We start from the raw sequence: 19,234 nt of genomic DNA, 5'->3' as shown, positions 1-19,234 counted from the left end.
TCAGGCCATTTTCTTTGGGTTACTTTTCTTTTGGGCCAGCAAAAGAAAAGTGACTCGAGCGGCGGCAGCCGATCGAAACGCCCGCCGCGTAGGCGGCACGCTGGCCCTAACGCAACAACCAGAAACCGAGGCTCTGGATCCCGGCCTGCGCCGGGATGACAGTCAAAGGCCAAACACCGCTCTAGACCGCGATACGAGCCATAAAAAAAACCCGCCTTCCGGCGGGTTTTTCGTCACATCAGGTTGCGACCATGGAACAACTCCTCGATCTCGCGCCGCAGCAGCGACTCGATGCGCTGGCGCTCCTTGAACGAGAGGTCATCCGCATGCGCCTCGAACAGATACGTATCAAGGTCGAAGTCCTTGATGTGCATCTTCGTGTGGAACATGTTTTCCTGGTACACGTTCACGTCGAACATCTCGTACTTCTGGCGGATGTGCTTGGCCAGGTAGTCCTGCACCGAGTTGATCTTGTGATCGATGAAATGCTTCTTGCCCTTCACGTCGCGCGTGAAGCCGCGCACGCGGTAGTCGGCGATGACGATGTCCGATTCGAAGCTGTCGATCAGGTAGTTCAGGGCCTTCAGCGGCGAGATCACGCCGCAGGTGGCGACATCAATGTCCGCGCGGAAGGTCGCAATGCCGTTGTGCGGGTGCGTTTCCGGGTAGGTGTGAACGGTGATGTGGCTCTTGTCCAGGTGCGCGACCACCGCGTCGGAGATCGTGTCGCGGCCGAGCTTTTCCACCACCGGCTCCTCGGAAATGAGGATGGTGACGGATGCGCCTTGCGGATCGTAGTCCTGGCGTGCAATGTTCAGGATGTTGGCACCGATGATTTCGGCCACATCCGTCAGGATCTGGGTCAGGCGATCGGCGTCGTACTGCTCGTCGATGTATTCGATATAACGCTGGCGCTGCTCTTCGGACACCGCATAGCAGATGTCGTAGATGTTGAAGCTCAGGGCCTTCGTCAGATTGTTGAAGCCTTGCAAACGCAGGCGCGGAAGCGGTTTAACCACAACGACTCTCCATGGCCGGGGATGGGGCCAGCAGTAGAGGCGGGTTAGCTACAAGGGTCCCCGCTGGATAATTCGACGTGAAAGCCCGAAGCTTCCACGACCCTTGTGACGGGAGCGCGACAAAGGGATCGCGTCCGAAAGACCGTGAAGTATGCGGCAAAAAAAAGGAAAACTGAACCTCCGGAAGCTCAGGTTAGTTTGCCATAATGCCCGGAGGGGTAAGGTTTGGACTACCGGGGGACGCTTGCGGCCCCCGTTTTGAATCAACGGGATCTCACGTGGCGCAACTCAAATATCAGCTACAGCAGGCTTTTGAACGGTCACAGGCGCCAGCGAATTTCGCTCCGGATCCGGCGTCGATGGAGCGATTTCTTGCGCTTTGCCATCGCCGACGCTACCCGGGCAAGACCGCCATCATTCGACCGGGCGACCCGGCCAACACGCTTTATTACATCGTGGACGGCTCTTTGGCCGTTTGCACGGAGGACGAGCAAGGCCGCGAACTGATCCTGGCGTACCTGAGCCGGGGTCAGTTCATCGGTGAGATGGGCCTGTTCGTGGAGCAGGCACAGCGCGAGTCCATGGTGCGCACCCGCACCGCTTGCGAGATGGCCGAGATCAGCTATGAGCGCCTGTTCCAGCTGCTGGAAGGCCCGCTCCGCGAGGAATGTCCGAAGATCCTGTTCGCCATCGGTTCCCAGCTGACGCACCGTCTGCTGCGCACCTCGCGCCAGGTCAGCCGCATGGCCTTCATGGACGTGACCAACCGCATCTCCAAGACGCTGCTGGACCTGTGCCAGGAGCCTGATGCGATGACCCACCCGGAAGGCACCCAGATCCGCATATCCCGCCAGGAAGTAAGCCGCATCGTGGGCTGTTCCCGCGAGATGGTGGGTCGCGTGCTCAAGCAGCTCGAGGAACAGCGCATGATCGACGTGGCCGGCAAGACCATCGTGGTGCGCGGCACGCGCTAAGCCTCATCCGGGCTTCGCCCAGACGACGAAACCCGGCCTCGGCCGGGTTTCTTTGTTTCCAGCCTGCCGCAGCCGGACTCAGCCCCGGGGGGCGCCCGCCTTGGCGACCTGGCGATGTTCCGGCTGGTAGATCATGTACACGTCCGCCCGCTCGTAGTGCGAGCCGGCGAGCACCGATGGCTGCAACACGAAACCGGCCTGCTGGTACATGCGCAGCGCCGTCTTGAGGCGGCTGTTGGATTCCAGGAACAGTTCCTGGCCGCCGCGGCGATGGAATTCGGCGATGGCGGCGGCCAGCAGCACACGCCCGGCGCCCATGCCGCGGAAGGTCTCGTCCACGCCCATCTTGGACAGCTCATAGACGCCCGGCGATTCGCACAGCAGCGCGCAGGTGCCGATGACCTCGCCGGCGAGGCGCGCAAAGAAGATCGCCCCACCCGGCGCCAGCACGTGGCGCTCAGGGTCGCCCAGCATCTCGCGGTCGATCTCCTCGATGCGGAAATGGCGCTCCAGCCACTGCGCATTGAGGCGGTAGAAGTGCTCTTTCAGGGCCGGCTCGTAGGACACCACTTCCAGTACCGCGGTGGTGAGCGCCGCATATTCGGCCAGCATGGCGTCGACCACGGGACGATCCTGCACGGCCGCCTCGGTGGCAGCCAGGGCATTTAGCAAAGCCTCCAGTTCCTGCTCGCCCAAGGATTTGACGATGCCACGACGCACCGCGACCCAGATCGGCCCCAGCGCGGATAGGTCGGTACGTCCCTTGGTGGTAAGGCCAAGCAGGCTGCGGCGACCATCCTGGGCATCCTTGTTGCGGCAGACCAGGCCGGCATCGACCAGCTTGTCGGCCAGCTGGCTCACGGCCGAATGGGTTTGCCCGATGGCCTGGGCCACATCGCTGACCGTGGTTTCGCCGTTCTCCCATAGAAAGCGCAGTACCGGAAACCAGCGCGATTCCACGCCTGCCCCGCAGGTGCGGTAGACCTCGTCGACGGCGGTGTAAAAGTGGTCGCTAAGCGACTTGAGCCGGCTGCCGAGCGCCAGCTGGGCGAGCGTAGGGAGATACATCCGACAACCCTCGAACCATGATGAGTAGATATCAACGCGCGTCGCGAAGCCCCTCCCCTTGTGGGAGCGCACCCTGTGCGCGACTGCCCTTGTCGGCAACGTGTCGCAACCTGGTGTCGCGCACAGGGTGCGCTCCCACAACGACCGGTGTCGCGCACAGAGTGCGCTCCCACAACGAGCTGTGGGTTAGAACCAGTCGACGCGGGTAATCGTGCGACCCAGTGCCCGCTCCAGCTTCTTGCAGAGCTTGGGCGTGCCGTTGACCAGGACGGCTTCCGCGGCAGGCTTGAGCATGGGGGCATCGACCAGCGAGTCGCTATAGGCCACATGCCACTCGCCAACCCCGAAAGCCGCCAGCTGCGCGGGTTTACGGCGACCCACATTGTGCAGCTTCACGCGCATGCCCAGCGGTCCGGGACGCAGCTGCGAAGCCAGCACGTCCACTTCGCCCAGGCCCAGCTGAGACAGGATGTGGCTGACCAGCACGTGCTCGCAGCCGGTGACCACGATGACGCGGTCGCCCGCGGCCTGATGGCGGCGCAAGGCGTTCAGGCCGTCGCGGCAAAATTGCTTGGGGCGACGCGTCAGGCTTGCACCGAACGCTTCGGCCGCCAGGCGGTAGCGACGCTCGTTGAGACCCATCAGACCCACATGGACTAGCGCGCGCTCGGCCAGACGACGCGAAAACGGCACCACCAGCAGCATCCACGGCAGCGCCAGCAAGGCGCCGAACTTGCGCAGCCACGAGCGCTGGAAGCGCTCGCGCATGAACAGATAAAAGGCGTCGCCGTGAATCAGCACGCCATCGAAATCGAACAACACCGTGCGCGGCGCGGCCACGGCTGCTTCCGCCGCTGCCGACTCCAGACCGGTTTCCCCTGTGCTCATGCGTCGACCTGCCCGAGACTCAGGCCGTGGCGAACAGGCGCTTCAGTTCCGCGCCCGGATCGTTGGCGCGCATGAAGGCTTCACCCACGAGAAAGGCGTTGATGCCCGCCTCGCGCAGCGTGGCGACATCGTCGGGCGTGTGGATGCCCGATTCGCTGACCAGGATGCGGTCGTATTCCATCAGCTGCTGCAATTCCAGCGAGGTATCCAGCGAGGTGTGGAACGTGCGCAGGTTGCGGTTGTTCACGCCGATCAGCGGCACCGGCAGCGCGAGCGCGCGCTCCAGTTCCTCGGCGTCGTGCACTTCGCACAGCACGTCCAGATCGAGCTCGGCCGCCAGCATCGACAGATCCAGCAGCGCGGAGTCGCTCAGCGCCGCCACGATCAGCAGGATGCAGTCCGCGCCGATCACGCGCGCTTCGTACACCTGGTACGGGTCGATCACGAAATCCTTGCGCAGCACCGGCAGCGAGCAGGCGTCGCGCGCCTGTTGCAGGAAATCTTCGCTGCCCTGGAAAAAATCCTTATCGGTGAGCACCGACAGGCAGGCGGCACCGCCCTGCTCGTAGCTGCGCGCGATCGCGGCGGGATCGAAATCCGGACGGATCAGGCCCTTGCTCGGGCTCGCGCGCTTCACTTCAGCGATGACAGCGGCCTGGCCGGCATCCACCTTCGCCTCGATCGCGGCCGCAAAACCGCGGGTTTCCGGCAGATCGGCCACGCGCGAGGACAGTTCTGCCAGCGGCAGCCTGGCGCTGCGTTCGGCCACTTCTTCAGTCTTGCGGGTGAGGATGCGCTGGAGGATGTCGGTCATGGCAAAAGCTTGCGGGGAAAGGGGATGAAAGTAGCGTGAGCGTCAGGACGCTTCCGCCAGACGCCGTGTGACGGCGACGAAGGCGTCCATTTTTGCACGAGCAGCGCCGCTGGCGATGGTTGAGCGTGCGAGTTCGATGCCTGCGGCGATGGAATCCACCACATTGGCAGCGTACAGCGCAGCGCCCGCATTGAGGCACACGATGTCGTGCGGCACGCCACGACGCCCCTCCAGGGCCTCGAGCAGCATGGCACGCGATTCTTCCGCATTCTCAACGCGCAGATTACGACTGGACGCCATGGCGAGGCCGAAATCTTCCGGCTCCACTTCGTATTCGCGCACTTCACCGTCGCGCAGTTCGCCCACCAGGGTGGCCGCGCCCAGCGAGATCTCGTCCATGCCGTCGCGTCCCCACACCACCAGCGCGTGTTTCGCGCCCAGCGCCTGCAGCACGCGCACCTGGATGCCGACCAGATCGGGATGGAACACGCCCATCAAAATATTCGGCGCACCGGCCGGATTGGTCAGCGGTCCGAGGATATTGAACAGCGTGCGTACGCCCATCTCTTTGCGCACCGGCGCCACCACCTTCATCGCAGGATGATGGTTGGGCGCAAACATGAAGCCGATGCCGACTTCCTGCATGCATTGGGCCACTTTTGCGGGCGGCAGATCGATCACTGCGCCCAGCGCTTCGAGCACATCCGCGCTGCCCGACTTGGACGACACGCTGCGACCGCCATGCTTGGCCACGCGCGCACCGGCGGCGGCGGCAACAAACATCGAGGTGGTGGAAATATTGAAGCTCGAGGCACCATCGCCACCGGTGCCGACGATGTCCACGAAGTGCTCGTGCGCGGGCAGTTCCACCTTCGCCGACAGCTCGCGCATCACGCGCGCCGCGCCGGTGATCTCGCCCACGGTTTCTTTCTTCACACGCAGGCCGGTGATGATGGCGGCGGTCATCAGCGGGCTCACTTCGCCGCGCATGATCTGCCCCATCAGCTCGATCATTTCATCGTGGAAGATCTCGCGGTGCTCGATGGTGCGCTGTAGCGCTTCCTGCGGCGTGATGGTGACGCGGCGCCCCACGTTGCCTGCCACGTTCATGCCGCGAGCTTCAACGGCAGGCCGAGGAAGTTGCGCAACAAGTCGTGGCCGTACTGAGTGAGGATGGATTCGGGATGGAACTGCACGCCTTCAACGTTCAGCGTCTTGTGGCGCAGGCCCATGATCTCGTCGATGCTGCCGTCGGCGTTTTCCGTCCAGGCGGTCACTTCGAGGCAGTCGGGCAACGACTCCTGCTCCACCACCAGCGAGTGATAGCGCGTCGCCTCGAACGGATCGGGCAGCCCGGCGAACACGCCCTGGCCGCGGTGACGCACCGGCGAAGTCTTGCCGTGCATGATCTGCTTGGCGCGGATCACCTTGCCGCCAAACACCTGGCCGATGGCCTGATGACCCAGGCACACGCCGAACACGGGGATCTCACCGGCCAGCTCGCTCAGCACCTGCAGCGACACGCCCGAATCGTCCGGCGTGCCGGGGCCCGGCGAAATCATGATGTGGGAGGGCTTGAGCGCCCGGATGCCAGCCACGTCCAGCGCGTCGTTGCGCACCACCTTCACCGCCTGGCCCAGCTCGCCCAGGTACTGCACGAGGTTGAAGGTGAAGCTGTCGTAGTTGTCGATCATCAGCAGCATACAGGGCCCAACTCTTTGATTTGGTTATACCAAGCAACGCGCCGCTGGCGCTGGACAGCGCCAGGCATCCCTACCGTCAGCGGGTGTCGGCGCGAGCGCCGACCTGCCCGATTGTAGCGGTGGCCGTCGCGGCGATGCAGCATGGAATTGTGGGGAAGCGCTGGATATGAGGCCGGCGGCCGGGCAGACGACACCATGAGTGCCGGAAACCGGCCCGCGGGTTGTTGGGCCGGCGGCGCTCCCGAACGCGCCCGAGTCAGCCCTTCAGGCGCCGGGGATCGAGCATGTCGGCGGTGACGCCGGCATCCTGCAGATGGCCGGGCAACGGACGGCCCAGGGCGAGATTCGCGCAGGCTTCACCCATCGCCGCCGAGGTCTGGATGCCGTAGCCGCCTTGCGCCGCGACCCAGAAGAAATCACCGGAACCCGGCGCGAAACCGCCCACCAGATCACCATCGGCAACGAATGAGCGCAGGCCTGCCCAGGTGCGCGTGGGCCGGCGAATGGTCATCGTGGTCGCCTCTTCGATGCGATGGATGCCGATGGCGATATCGAGCTCCTCCGGCTGCACGTCGTGCGGCATCACCGGATCCGCGTTCGCTGGGCAGCCGAGCAGGAGGCCGGCATCGGGCTTGAAGTAGAAACCTTCGTCGACGTCGGTGACGAACGGCCAGCGCGAGGTGTCCATTCCGGTGGGCGCTTCGAACAGAAATGCCGAGCGTCGACGCGGCTGGATGCCGATGGGTGCAATGCCCGCGAGCGCGGCGATCTGGTCCACCCACGCGCCCGCGGCGTTGATCAGCAAAGGTGCGCGGTAGTGCTCGTGGCCGGCATCGATAAACCAATGGCCCGGTCCATGTTCAATCGAGCGGATGTCGACATTGCAGCGTAGTTGGCCACCCTGTGCCCGCAGGCCGCGAAGAAAGCCCTGGTGCAGTTCGTTGACGTCGATGTCGGCAGCGCCGGATTCGTACAAACCGATTTGCGCCGCCTCAGGACGCAGGACCGGTACCGTTTCCTGCAGCCATGCCGCATCCACCACGCGCAGGCCGCGTGTGCGCGGCGCCATCTCTGCATGCAGCGCGTGTACCTTCTCGATGTGATCCACCGTGCCGATGCTCAGCGAGCCGCGCGGCGAAAGCACTGGGTGCCCCGCGAAGCCCTCAGGCGGATGATCGAAGAAGCGGCGCGCGGCACGCGTCAAGGCACGCACCTGCGCGGATCCGTAGGTCTCGGAAAACAGCGCTGCCGAACGCCCGGTGGAATGCATGCCGGCATGCTCTTCGCGCTCAAGCACCAGCACGCGCGCATGCGGTGCGAGAAAATAGGCGACGGAGGCGCCGGCCATGCCGGCACCGATCACGATCACATCGACGTCGTGCAGCGTACTCATGCCTTGTCGCTATCCCGGGCGGTTTGACGGGCCACCACACTGGTGGCGGTGAGATCGGCAGTGACATTGCCCAAGGTCGCGAGCGCATCGGGCAAGGCATCCACGGCCAGCATCAGGCCCAGCGGCCCCACCGGCACGCCCATGGCCTGCGCCACCGGCAGATTGGTCGCCATGAAGCTGACCGCGCCGGGCAGCCCCACCGATCCGAGACTGATCACCACCGCCAGCAAGGCCGCGGCAAACAGCGGCGCCACGCCCACATCGATGCCGTACGCCCAGGCGATGAAACACGCCGACGTCACGTACTGGATCGGGCTGGTGAGACGACAAAGGCTGACGGCCATCGGCAGCACCAATGCATTCACCTGCGGTGGATAGCCTAGACGGCGCTCTGCGCTTTCGAGCATGGCCGGCAACGAAGCCAGCGACGACTGCGTGCTTGCAGCCACGATCTGGGCCGGAAGCAGCGCGGGCACGAAGCGCCGCAGCGTTTCGCCGCCCCATACGATGGCGACCGGCAGCATCAGCAAGGTGACCGCGAGATACAGCAGGCATTCCACCAGGACATAGATGCCCAGCGCGCTCAGCATATGCAGGCCAGCACGTGCGCATACCGCGAGGATCAGGGCGAACACGCCCAGCGGCGCCACCCACAGCACCCAGCGCACCACCACGATCATGGTGTCGGCAATGGCCTGGAAAAACGACACGATCAGCGCGCGGCGGGTGGCATCGATACGCGTCAAGCCGAAACCGAAGAACAGCGCGAACACCACCAGCGGCAACATGGCGCTCTGCGCCGCGGCCATGATCGCGTTGGCGGGCACGATGCCATTGAACCACTCCGCCCAACCCACGGCAGCGGCCACCGGCGGCGCGTGTGAGGCCACCGCGCTGTCGAGCGCGGCCGTCAGCGACGGATTATGTGGAAACAGCGCAAACAACCGCGGTGCGGCGACGGCGGCGAACAACGCGCCGCCAGTGAGTATCAGCAGGAAGGCCACGATGGCACGCCGCGCGATGCGCCCGGAGGCCGCCGCGTCGCTGGCCGTGTTCACGCCCACGACTACCAGCGCAAACACCAGGGGCACCACGGTCATCTGCAATGCGTTCAGCCATAGACGTCCAAACGGTTGCACGGCGTCGGCTACCGGTAGTGCCGCGCCAGGCCACCAGGCATCCAGGCTCAGGCCACCGACCGCGCCCAGGACCAAACCAATGAGTACCCTCGACGTCGGACTCAAGGCTGCTTGCCCAGCGAAGGCAGCTGCCAGGACGCCTGCAACCGCTCGTATTCGCTTTGTGGCAGCAGGACGAATACCGGCTGCTCCTCGGGCTTCATCCAGCTCAGCAGACGGCGCATCACCGGCTCGGGCATGGCGGTGCAGCCGGCGGTCGCGTCGGTCGGCGATTTCCAAAGGTGCGCGAAGATGCAACTGCCGCCGCCCGGCTTGCCCTTGGCGTTGTGCTCGATCACGAAGCCGATCTTGTAGCGCTGGTCGCCGTCCAGATGCAGGTCGCGGCGCATCGGTTCGCTGGCGCCCTCCACCGCTTTCTCGCCGACCTTCCTGGTATCGACGATCTGGTTGTAGTACGGCGAACCATCAACATCGACGCACCAGTCGGTGTCCTGCATCGCCTCGTAAGGCATGTGCGTATCGGCCCTGGCGGCGTAACCGAAGACTTCGCCAACGCGATACACACCGGCGGCGGCACGGCCGTCGCCTTCGTGCTTCTGCGGGCCGTCGGCCTGCGCGGCATTCAGACCGAGGCCCCAGGCGGAACCCGAGCGCCCCACGGTGACCGCTTGCGCGTCCACGATCGGCTTCCAGCGGTTGCCTGAGCGCTCGTACGCACGCAGCACGCCGTGGTCGGCGTTCCAGTCCGGCGTGATCACCAGCACCATCTGGCGCGAAGCCTGCCAGGCCAGCGGTTGCTCGGCGGCAAACACCGCGGCGACCGGCGCCACCGTGGTCAAGCTCAACGCGGCGGCAAGAAGATGACGAATCACAAAGCGACGGGCGGGAGAAGTCATGCGATTCCGCGAAATGGGAGACTAGGGTTCCAGCATCTGCTGGACGCGTTCGAGATTGGCGAGCAGCTGGACATGGCGGTGTTCGTCGCCTTCGCACAGCTGGACGTAGACGCCATCGAGCAGATGCTGCAGCGCCGATTGGTAGAGCACGGGCTGGATGTAAGGACGATCGTCGTGGGCGGACACCAGCAAGGCGATGTCCGCGATCGCACGCAGCGGATTGGACGTGTGTCGCGTCACCGTGATCAGGCGACCGCGGCGCTCGCGGAAGAAGCGACCGATCTTGCACAGCGCCGGATGGTTGCCGTGCTCGGAAAATACCAGCAGCACGTCGCCTGCCCCGGCAGCGGAAACGCTGGCCGCCATGCGCGGCGCATCGAAGTTGTGTATCGACGGCACGCCCAGCAGCGACAGGCGCAGCGCGAAGCTGCGCGCATAGATGTCGTCGTCGCCCAGGCCGATCATGAAGACCTTGCCCTTGGTGCCGGCCGTGGCAATCGCTTCGGCCACGGCTTGCAGGGTCTCGGGGGCATTGATCAGGCGCGTCTCTTCTTCCGACTCAGCCTTGCGCCGCCACAGATTGCCCGAGGCCGATTCGTCGAAGGCCGCCTTGGCCTGCGTGGCGACATGGGCGGCGTCGCCGTTGTCGGCACGGGCAATCGCCTCGCCGACGGAATACTTGAGGTCCGGATAACCTTTGAAGCCCAGCTTCTGGGTGAACTTGACCACGCTGGACTGGCTGATGCCCAGCGCGTTGGCCAGTTGCTGCGAGGAGTAGTCGCGCAGCAGCTGGGCGTTTTCCAGGATGAAATCGGCGATGCGCCGCTCGACCGCCGACATCTGGTCGCGTTCGGAGCGGATTTTCACCAAGGGCGACATATCAAGCTTCCAGCTTTTCCAAGCCACGAATCTCCCGGATACCCAATCCAGGCGCCTCGGTGACCGAGATCTCCGACTCGTTGAAGACCACGCCCCCGTCCACCGGGTTGTACTGGCACAGCGAGGGGCCGTCCAGATCCACCTTGGTGATCACCGCCGACTTGGCCACCGCCACGTGCACTGCCGCAGCGACGCTGATGCTGGTTTCCAGCATGCAGCCGATCATGCATTCCACCCCGTACATGGCGGCGATGTCGGCAATGCGGATGGCGTTGGAGATGCCGCCGGTCTTCATCAGCTTGATGTTGATGATGTCGGCGGCGCGCATCTGGATCAGGTCGATCACCTCCATCGGGCCGAACACGCTTTCGTCGGCCATGATGGGGGTGTGCACGCGCTCGGTGACGTAACGCATGCCTTCGAGGTCGCGCGCCTTCACCGGCTGCTCGACCAGTTCCAGCCGCACGCCGGCGTCTTCCAACGTCTGCAGCGCGTAGACCGCCTGCTTGGCGGTCCAGCCCTGGTTGGCGTCGAGGCGCAGCAAGGCGCGGTTTTCCACCGCGGCATAGATGGCCTTGACGCGCTCGATGTCCACACCGATGTCCTTGCCCACTTTGATCTTGAGCGACTCGAAGCCGCGCTCCACCGCGCTCACCGAATCGGCGACCATCTTGTCGATGTAGTCGACGCTGATGGTGATATCGGTGGTGATCACCGGATCGCCACCGCCGAGCAGCTTGTAGAGCGGCGCGTTGTACAGCTGGCCCCACAGGTCGTAGAGGGCGATTTCCACCGCCGCCTTGGCGCTGGTGTTCTTCTCCATCGAACTCTGGATCAGCTGGGTCAGGCGATTGAGATCGGCGATTTCCTGGCCGACCAGGCGCGGCGCGATGTAATGGCGGATCGCATCGACGATCGAACCATGGGTGTCGCCGGTGATCACCGCCGTGGCCGGCGCTTCACCGTAGCCGATATGGCCACTATCGGTATGCACCATCACCACGATGTCTTCGACCTGGTTGACGGTGCGCAGCGCCGTCTTGAACGGCGTCTTGAGCGGTACGCGCAGCATGCCGAACTGGATGTCGGTGATCTTCATGGGAGGCGGAAGCTTCCTGTCTTCGATAGGGAATGGAGGCGCAAGACGATCACGGATGCACGCGCACGATGCTGGTCATGCGGTCGACATAGGTGTGCTTGTCGTCGTACATCAGCGGCAGCAGCGGCGTCACCGACACTTCGTTGAGCTTGACGCGGCGCGTGCCGCCCTTGCCGTCGCGATAAGACATGCCGCCCGTATCGTGGATCACGTAGGGCTCGCCATCGAGCTTGCCGATCACCATCATCACGTGGCCAGGGATATAGACCAGGTCGCCCACCTGCAAGGCCATCGCGGCCTTGAGGCGCGCGTCGTGGCTGTCCTTGTCGCCGAAGGTCTGATGCGTGAGGCCGGGACTGATCGCCTGCTTGCTGGTGTTGCGCGGCATCTGCACGCCCATGCTGCGATAGACGTCCGATACGAAGCCGCTGCAATCGCGGCCATCGTAGTCGTGGCCCCAGCCGTATCGCTCGCCAAGGAACTTGAACGCTTGGCGGATGATGTTGGCTTCCGTCAGCGGCAAATAGGTGTCCTGCGTGTCGACGTTGCGCTGGATCAATGCCGGCGAGAACGCGAGCTTGCCATCGGCTTGCCGGATCGGCAGATCGACCACGTACGACGCATAGGGCGACTGGCCGTTCACTGGCTCATCGGCCGGATGATCGGACAGCACCGGCACGGCCACACCCATATCCAGCTGCAGCTGCGATACCGCCGGCTGCTCCGGCGTAAACACGGTGCGGATGGTTCCGCCCGTCACCACGCGTTGCGGCAGGCGCGTGCCATAAGTTAGCACCTCGACCGCCGAACCCTCGGCGACATTGTCGCGATGCGTCCAGGCGGCATAGCGCTCGCTCACCACGAACAGCCAGCGGCCGTCGCGGCTGGTGTGCGCGATCAGCACCGGCGTACCGGGAAATTCGGCGGTCTCCTGGAAGCGATCGATGTCTGTATCGTCTTTCGAGGTAAACACGCGCGTGTCGGTGGGATACGTACGCAAGGCCGCGCGCTGCACGATCATGCCGTAGCGGCTGGTCTGCTGTGCCGGCACGGCATCGAGCGCGAGCGCGTCCGCGAGCTGCGCGCGCAAGCTGTCGGGCACCGGCTGGCCCTTGTCGTCAAACAACGGGCGCTTGGGATACTGCGAAAGGTCGTTGATCCAACCAGTCACCATGGCGCGATCGACGTTGGCCGGGACGCCATGCAGGTCGTGCATGGACCCATCGACCCTGAGCAGCTTCGCGTTCTGCGCGCCGATGGCATCGATGCCCGCAAGCACGCGATCAGGCTGCGCCAGCTGCTTGATCCAGAAATCCGGCGCCAGCATCGCGTTGTTGCTGATGCCGAGCACGCCCGAAGGCGGCACGGGGACGGGGTCGGGCCGCTGGTCCGCCAAGACCGGGGCCGCGGCCAGCGCGGCGAGCAGACACAACGTCAGGCGAGGCATGAGTCGCATGCTGATTCCTATGCAATGGCCAGTGACGACATGACGGACGCCACCAGCAATCCAAACCCTGTACCGAGGATATAGCCGAGCAAGGCCAGCAGGATGCCCACCGGCACCAGTGAACGCGAGTAGCTGGCTGCGAGTATGGGCGTGGCTGCCACGCCGCCGATGCAGGCGAGCGAGGAAATGCCGCACAGATACAGATCGAAGTGAAATACCCGCGCGGCCAGCGCCAGCAGCACGGCATGGATGGCGATGATGCAGACGCCGCACATGAGATACAGCGGCGCCGAGGCAATGCCGTCGAAATTGCTTTGCGAGGCCAGGATGGCCACCACGCTGATCAGCATGGCGCTGGAAATCGTGCTGGCGCCAGCGAAGCGCGCCAGCGGTGTATGCGCAGCCACCAGACCGAAGGCAGTGGACAGCATGATGGTCCAGGTGGTGGACGACACCATCTCGGTTACCGGCAGGCGCCCGGCAAGCCATGCGGACAGCGCCGCCACCAGCAGGGCCATGCCCAGCCACAGCAGCACGTTCTCGGAGGTGGTCGGGCCGTGACTGCGCGAGGGCTCCACCACCATGTCGGCGCTGGAGGTGGCGCGAGTCCAGCGGTTGAACTGGGTGGCCACGCGGCCCAGGCCAAACAGCACCACCACCCACATCGAGTAGCACAAGGCATCGGTGAGCAGCGAAAACGCCAGCAGGCGATCGGGCATGCCGATGGCTTGCTTGACCGCCACCATATTGGCTGTGCCGCCGATCCAGCTGCCCGACAGCGCGGCCAGCGGCTGCCAGGCATCGCCTTTCAGCCACACGCGGAACATCAGGAAGGTGCCGACGAAGGCAATGAACAGGCACACCATGGTGACGAAGAAAACCGCAAGGACGCGCGGCCCCAGCCGGTAGATCGCCCGCAGATCGCAATTGATCATCAGCAGGAATAACAGGGCCGGCACCAGGTGCTCGATGAGCATGCCCTGGGTGGCGCGGATCTCCGCATTGACCTGCCACAGACCCGTGACCGCCAACGCGGTCACCAGCAGATAGGTCAGCACGATCGGCGGCAAAACCTCGAAGAAACGCCACTTGTAGCGCCGCTCCAGGGCGGGAAACAGGCCCGCTGCCAGCAACATGACAGCGAGATAAGGCCAGGCCGTGTGGATCATGCGTCCCCTTTGAATCCCCGATCATCGTCGTCTTTGGAATATCTGATTCGGACGACGTTTGCTCGAAGCATAAATTATTGACCGTCGATTGCAAGCGTGCTACACAGCGACTTCGCTTTTTCTTACGGGGAAGTGGCAGGTGCAGACGGTGCGACCCATCTCATCCTTGCGACGTCGGCAATTTTCGCTGGCGACGGCGCTTGCCTGCCTGCTGCTCGCCGGTGTCGCATCGGCCGCCACCCAAGCCCCGGTGCAGCATGCCATTGCGCAGATCGATGCGGGGCAATTCAGCGCGGCTGAAGCCGATATCACGAACGCACTGGCCCAACCAGGACTCTCGCCGGAGGCGCGCGATGCGCTGCTGTTCCAGCGCGAACGCATGCGCCGCATCCGACTCGACTTCACGCTCGATGCCGATGCCGCCAAAGCACGACTGCGCAAGCAGATTCCCGACCTCACCGACGCGGAGTTCGCGCGCTGGGATCAGCAGGGCTTGCTCGAACATCAGGTGATCGACGGGCGCACGCTTTACTTCAAGCGTGCGCCGGGCAACCTGTTCCTGCTCAGCAAGGATGCCGCCGCACGGCGCACGCATCCGGCGCCGTCCAACGACGACCCGATGGAGAAGCTCAACGATCACCATCGCGACGCGCGTCGCGAAGCGCTCGCTACGCATCGCAGCAGCGTCACGCCCAACCATGTGCGCGTCACCGAAACCGTCACAGTCAACGCCGATGCCGTGCCCGCCGGCGAAACGGTGCGCGCCTGGCTGCCGTTTCCGCGCGAACTGCCGGGACAGCAGGAAGGCGTGCGCCTCGTCGACAGCCAGCCTGTCGGCGCTCAAGTGGCGCCGGCCAGCACGATGCAACGCACGGCCTATCTGGAGAAGCCGGCCGTCGCAGGCAAGCCGACCACGTTTGCCGTCACCTACGAGCTGACCATTTACGCGCAATACCACGACATCGATGCGTCCAAGGTGGTGCCGGCGAAGATCTCGCCCGAGCTTGCGCCCTTTGTCGCCGAGCGCGCACCGCACATCGTCTTCACCGACGACCTGCGCGCGTTTTCGCGCAAGGCCGTGGGCAACGAAACCAATCCGTATCGCATCGCGCAGAAGTTGTTCGCCGCCGTGGACCAGATTCCCTGGGCCGGGGCACGCGAATATTCCACCATCAGCAACCTCAGCGATTACACGCTGCATGCCGGCCACGGCGATTGCGGCGAGCAGACCATGCTGTTGATTGCTCTGCTGCGCCTCAACGGCATTCCTGCGCGCTGGCAATCGGGCTTCATCTTCTCGGACGGCAAGTACAACAACATCCACGACTGGGGCCAGCTCTATCTGGCGCCCTATGGCTGGGTACCGATGGACGTGACCTTCGGCCAGCTGCATCCGGCGGCGGGCGACGACCCTGCCTTGCAGTGGTTCTACCTCGGCGGGCTCGACGCCTACCGCATCGCTTTCAACAGCGATTTCAGCCAGCCGCTGGTGCCAGCCAAACAGTTCTTCCGCTCCGAAACGGTGGACTCGCAGCGCGGCGAGCTGGAGTGGCGTGGCGGCAACTTGTACTTCGATCAATGGGACTACGACTTCACGTGGCAGCTGCTGCCGGCGACTGAGCGCGCCAGCAGATAAGCGGTCTTTACATCAACGACGACAGAACCGGGGGAGACGGGGAAATGGTCAGTCGTACTTTTCGCAGGACCATGCTGTGCATGGCGTTGGGCATGGGTCTGGCTTCGATGGCCACGCCTCCGGCATTTGCAGGCAATAACGACGGCACGGTGGTCGGTCACACCGAACCCGGCGCACTCGTCACCATCAGCAATCCGCAGACGGGTTTCACCCGCTCGGTAACAGCCGACGACAAGGGCAATTACCGCATCTCGTTCCTCGCCATCGGCGATTACACGCTGTCCGTGGCCAAGGACGGCAAGACCATCACGCAGTCCACGCCCGTCACCGTGACGCTGGGCAACGCCACCACCGTGAACCTGGGCGGCAACAACGCGACCAACCTGTCGGCAGTCAATGTCACCGGCACGTCGATCATCACCGCGGTGGACGTCACTTCGACCGAGTCGTCCACCAATATCTCGCGTGAAGAGCTGCGTCGCCTGCCGGTGGATCAGAACATCGCCGCCGTGGCGACACTCGCGCCAGGCGTGGTGAAGGGCGCATCGGCCTTTGGCGGCTTGTCCTTCGGTGGCTCGTCGGTGGCGGAGAACGCCATCTACGTCAACGGCCTCAACGTCACCGACTTCTACAACCGCAATGGCTATTCCGAGGCACCGTTCAACTTCTACCAGGAATTCCAGGTGAAGACCGGCGGCTACTCGGTGGAGTTCGGCCGCACCACCGGCGGCGTGATCAACGCAGTGGCGCGCTCGGGTTCCAACGATTTCCACGCGGGCGTGGAAATGACGATGGAACCGGGGGCGTGGCATGCGCAGGCAGAGGATCGCTACGACGCCAACGGCAATCGCTACCTCACGGCCAGCGAGGACCGCGATTCGCTGATGAAGACCAACATCTACGCGTCCGGCCCGATCGTGAAGGACAAGCTGTTTATCTTCGCCATGGTGGAACAGCGCGGTGACAACCCGCGCAACACCAACGACGAGGGCACCACCCTCACCAGCAACAGCTCCAGTCCCGATTTCTGGGGTACCACCATCGACTGGCACATCAACGACAGCAACCTGCTCTCGCTGATGGCCTTCTCGGACAAGAGCAAAAACGTCGGCACCGTCTACAACTACGACTACGACACGCACACCATCGGCGCCAAGACCAATACCATCTACACGGACACCGGCGGCAAGAACTGGTCGCTCACCTATACCAACTACCTCACCGACAACCTGTCGATGAAAGTGTTGTACGGCGAGAACAAGCGCGAATCGTTCAATCGCGCGCTCACCGACCTCGATTGCAACCACGTCGCCGCTGAAACCGCCGTTCCCAAGCCTGGCGTGCCGTTGGGTTGCACGACGAATACGGCGGTGGAGAAGCGCAACGACAAGCGCAAGGAAGGCCGCGCCGACTTCGAATGGAAGCTGGAAGACCACCTGCTGCGTTTCGGCTACGACCACGAGGACGACGACTCTGTCTACAGTCGTCACTATCCGGGCCCCGGCGCGATCTACTACAACGTCTATGCGGCCACGCCCGGCTCGACCATCCCCAATCCCAACGGCGGCGGCGTGATTCCGCCGGGCTACAACGGCTATGTGCGCGCCCGCCGCTACGAGATCGCAGGCAACTTCGACACCACCAACAACGCCTTCTATCTGGAAGACAACTGGCAGGTGACGCCCAACCTGCTGCTCAACGCCGGCATCCGTCGCGATGGCTTCGACAATATGGACGCCGCTGGCCGCAGCTATATCAAGATGGACAATATGTGGGCGCCGCGCTTCGGCTTCTCGTGGGACGTGAAGGGGGACGGCACTACCAAACTCTATGGCAACCTGGGCCGCTACTACCTGCCGGTGGCCAACGTGATCAACATCAAGCAGGCCGGTGGCTTGCTCGACCAGCGCACGTATTACGCGTTTGGTGGCTGGCAGACGCTTACCGATGCCAACGGCAACCAGTACGCCATTCCCGTCCTCGGACCGCAGCTGGGCGGCGTGGACACGTCGCAGGGCGACGGCACCGTGCATGACCTGCGTTCGGAAGTGAACAAGGATATGCAGCAGGTCTACCAGGATGAGCTGATCATCGGCTTCCAGCAGATGCTCAATGACAAGTGGTCGTGGGGCGTGAACGGCACCTACCGCAAGCTGCACAATGCCATCGACGACATGGAGATCAGCGCCACCGGCAAGTGCGGTCCGGACGGCTACATCGGCTGGGTGATGGGCAATCCCGGCAAAAAGAACAAGGTGTGGGGCGACACCAACTGCGACGGCACGGCCGATGGCTGGGTCACCGTGGATACGTCCAAGGAAGGCTGGGCGATGTACGACGAGGATGGCAACTACCTGGGCCAGCGCGGCTGGGTGAATCCCAAGCGCACCTACACCGCGCTGGAATTCCAGCTGGATCGCGCCTGGGACAACAAGTGGTCGTTCAATGCGTCCTACGTGTTGTCGTGGAACCGCGGCAATGCGGAGGGCCCGGTGAACTCCGACACCAACTTCGACGACACCGGCCGCACCGAGAATTTCGATGATCCGTGGGTGAACTTCGGCGGCGACGGCTACCTGCCCAACGATCGTCGTCATCAGCTCAAGCTGCGCGGCACCTATGCCATCACGCCGAACTGGCAAGTGGCGGGCGACGCGAATATCGCTTCGGGTGGCCCCATCACCGGTTTCGGCGTCGGCAATCCGTATGACGCCACGGTGTACCACAGCTACTACATCTGCGTGGCCAACTGCGATGCGGCGCGTTCGGAAGATCGCGTGTACGAATCCTCGCCGCGCGGCAAATACGGCCGCATGCCGTGGACTTACACCCTTGGCGCCAGCATCACCTACTTGCGCCAGCTGGCCGACGTCGGCCAGCTGCGCGTGAAGTTCGCGGTCTACAACCTGCTCAACGAACAGCGCACCATCCAGGTGGACCAGGATCTGCAGACCACCATTTCCAACAGCACCAGTTCCACCTTCGAACAGCCCTTGCGTTTCCAGTCGCCTCGCTTTGCGCAGTTGACGGTGTCCGTGGACTTCTGATGAGTCCGTCCCCACCGGCAGCCTGCGCGATGCAGGCTGCCGTTTTTTTTGCGACAGGCTCGC

Annotated in this window: 16 protein-coding genes; 3 read left to right on the top strand and 13 right to left on the bottom strand. The window is 63.9% G+C overall.

The features are described 5' to 3' along the window. Window positions 1–233: 233 nt before the first annotated feature. Window positions 234–1,019 (bottom strand): adenosylmethionine decarboxylase, encoded by a 786-nt coding sequence (gene speD, locus AC1DE1_RS19425; protein WP_019465856.1) that lies wholly within the window; start codon window positions 1,017–1,019, stop codon window positions 234–236. A gap of 278 nt (window positions 1,020–1,297) precedes the next feature. Between speD and crp the strand changes: the two genes are divergently transcribed. Continuing rightward, on the top strand, window positions 1,298–1,993 hold the full coding sequence (crp, locus tag AC1DE1_RS19420) for a cAMP-activated global transcriptional regulator CRP (protein ID WP_441605488.1): 696 nt from the start codon (window positions 1,298–1,300) through the stop codon (window positions 1,991–1,993). A gap of 78 nt (window positions 1,994–2,071) precedes the next feature. Here the strand turns inward: crp and AC1DE1_RS19415 are convergent, their stop codons facing one another. The 12 genes from AC1DE1_RS19415 to AC1DE1_RS19360 form a co-directional block, all read right to left on the bottom strand. Continuing rightward, the gene (locus AC1DE1_RS19415) at window positions 2,072–3,061 is read right to left on the bottom strand and encodes a bifunctional helix-turn-helix transcriptional regulator/GNAT family N-acetyltransferase (RefSeq protein ID WP_477179267.1); all 990 of its coding nucleotides are present in this window, start codon (window positions 3,059–3,061) and stop codon (window positions 2,072–2,074) included. 186 nt (window positions 3,062–3,247) lie between these two features. Further along, window positions 3,248–3,949, bottom strand: coding sequence for an HAD family hydrolase (locus tag AC1DE1_RS19410; protein ID WP_441605486.1), 702 nt, complete (start codon window positions 3,947–3,949; stop codon window positions 3,248–3,250). Window positions 3,950–3,968: 19 nt separating this feature from the next. Beyond that, window positions 3,969–4,763, bottom strand: a complete 795-nt coding sequence (gene trpC, locus AC1DE1_RS19405) for an indole-3-glycerol phosphate synthase TrpC (protein WP_441605485.1) — start codon at window positions 4,761–4,763, stop codon at window positions 3,969–3,971. A 42-nt stretch (window positions 4,764–4,805) separates the two neighbouring features. Next, on the bottom strand, window positions 4,806–5,873 hold the full coding sequence (trpD, locus tag AC1DE1_RS19400) for an anthranilate phosphoribosyltransferase (protein ID WP_441605484.1): 1,068 nt from the start codon (window positions 5,871–5,873) through the stop codon (window positions 4,806–4,808). Then, window positions 5,870–6,466, bottom strand: a complete 597-nt coding sequence (locus AC1DE1_RS19395) for an anthranilate synthase component II (protein ID WP_477175055.1) — start codon at window positions 6,464–6,466, stop codon at window positions 5,870–5,872. The genes trpD and AC1DE1_RS19395 overlap by 4 nt, the downstream gene beginning before the upstream one ends. Before the next feature lie 256 nt (window positions 6,467–6,722). Further along, window positions 6,723–7,859: an NAD(P)/FAD-dependent oxidoreductase gene (locus tag AC1DE1_RS19390; RefSeq protein ID WP_477175056.1), complete on the bottom strand. Its 1,137-nt coding sequence runs from the start codon at window positions 7,857–7,859 to the stop codon at window positions 6,723–6,725. Continuing rightward, the gene (locus AC1DE1_RS19385; RefSeq protein ID WP_477175057.1) at window positions 7,856–9,103 is read right to left on the bottom strand and encodes a dicarboxylate/amino acid:cation symporter; all 1,248 of its coding nucleotides are present in this window, start codon (window positions 9,101–9,103) and stop codon (window positions 7,856–7,858) included. The genes AC1DE1_RS19390 and AC1DE1_RS19385 overlap by 4 nt, the downstream gene beginning before the upstream one ends. Further along, complete coding sequence (locus tag AC1DE1_RS19380) at window positions 9,100–9,894, bottom strand: L,D-transpeptidase family protein (protein WP_477175058.1); 795 nt, start codon at window positions 9,892–9,894, stop codon at window positions 9,100–9,102. Before AC1DE1_RS19380 ends, AC1DE1_RS19385 begins: the two co-directional genes overlap by 4 nt. A gap of 21 nt (window positions 9,895–9,915) precedes the next feature. Beyond that, a complete protein-coding gene (locus AC1DE1_RS19375; protein ID WP_477175059.1) occupies window positions 9,916–10,773 on the bottom strand; it encodes a MurR/RpiR family transcriptional regulator in 858 nt (285 codons plus the stop codon). A 1-nt stretch (window position 10,774) separates the two neighbouring features. Beyond that, window positions 10,775–11,872 carry a dipeptide epimerase gene (locus tag AC1DE1_RS19370; RefSeq protein ID WP_441605423.1) on the bottom strand — a complete coding sequence of 366 codons (1,098 nt, stop codon included), beginning with the start codon at window positions 11,870–11,872 and terminating at the stop codon, window positions 10,775–10,777. Between the two features lie 49 nt (window positions 11,873–11,921). Further along, window positions 11,922–13,328 carry a C40 family peptidase gene (locus AC1DE1_RS19365; protein ID WP_477175060.1) on the bottom strand — a complete coding sequence of 469 codons (1,407 nt, stop codon included), beginning with the start codon at window positions 13,326–13,328 and terminating at the stop codon, window positions 11,922–11,924. An 8-nt stretch (window positions 13,329–13,336) separates the two neighbouring features. Beyond that, window positions 13,337–14,488: a DUF819 family protein gene (locus AC1DE1_RS19360; RefSeq protein WP_477175061.1), complete on the bottom strand. Its 1,152-nt coding sequence runs from the start codon at window positions 14,486–14,488 to the stop codon at window positions 13,337–13,339. Window positions 14,489–14,636: 148 nt separating this feature from the next. On the opposite strand from AC1DE1_RS19360, the gene AC1DE1_RS19355 reads away from it, so the two are divergent. Together AC1DE1_RS19355 and AC1DE1_RS19350 are read left to right on the top strand one after the other, a co-directional pair. Then, window positions 14,637–16,124: a transglutaminase-like domain-containing protein gene (locus AC1DE1_RS19355; RefSeq protein WP_477175062.1), complete on the top strand. Its 1,488-nt coding sequence runs from the start codon at window positions 14,637–14,639 to the stop codon at window positions 16,122–16,124. A gap of 44 nt (window positions 16,125–16,168) precedes the next feature. After that, window positions 16,169–19,171: a TonB-dependent receptor gene (locus AC1DE1_RS19350; protein ID WP_477175063.1), complete on the top strand. Its 3,003-nt coding sequence runs from the start codon at window positions 16,169–16,171 to the stop codon at window positions 19,169–19,171. Window positions 19,172–19,234 lie beyond the last annotated feature (63 nt).

Source organism: Dyella sp. 05T440 (genome assembly GCF_056395965.1).
Note: the sequence above shows the minus strand (reverse complement) of the source record. Positions and strands in the feature narration are given on the sequence as shown.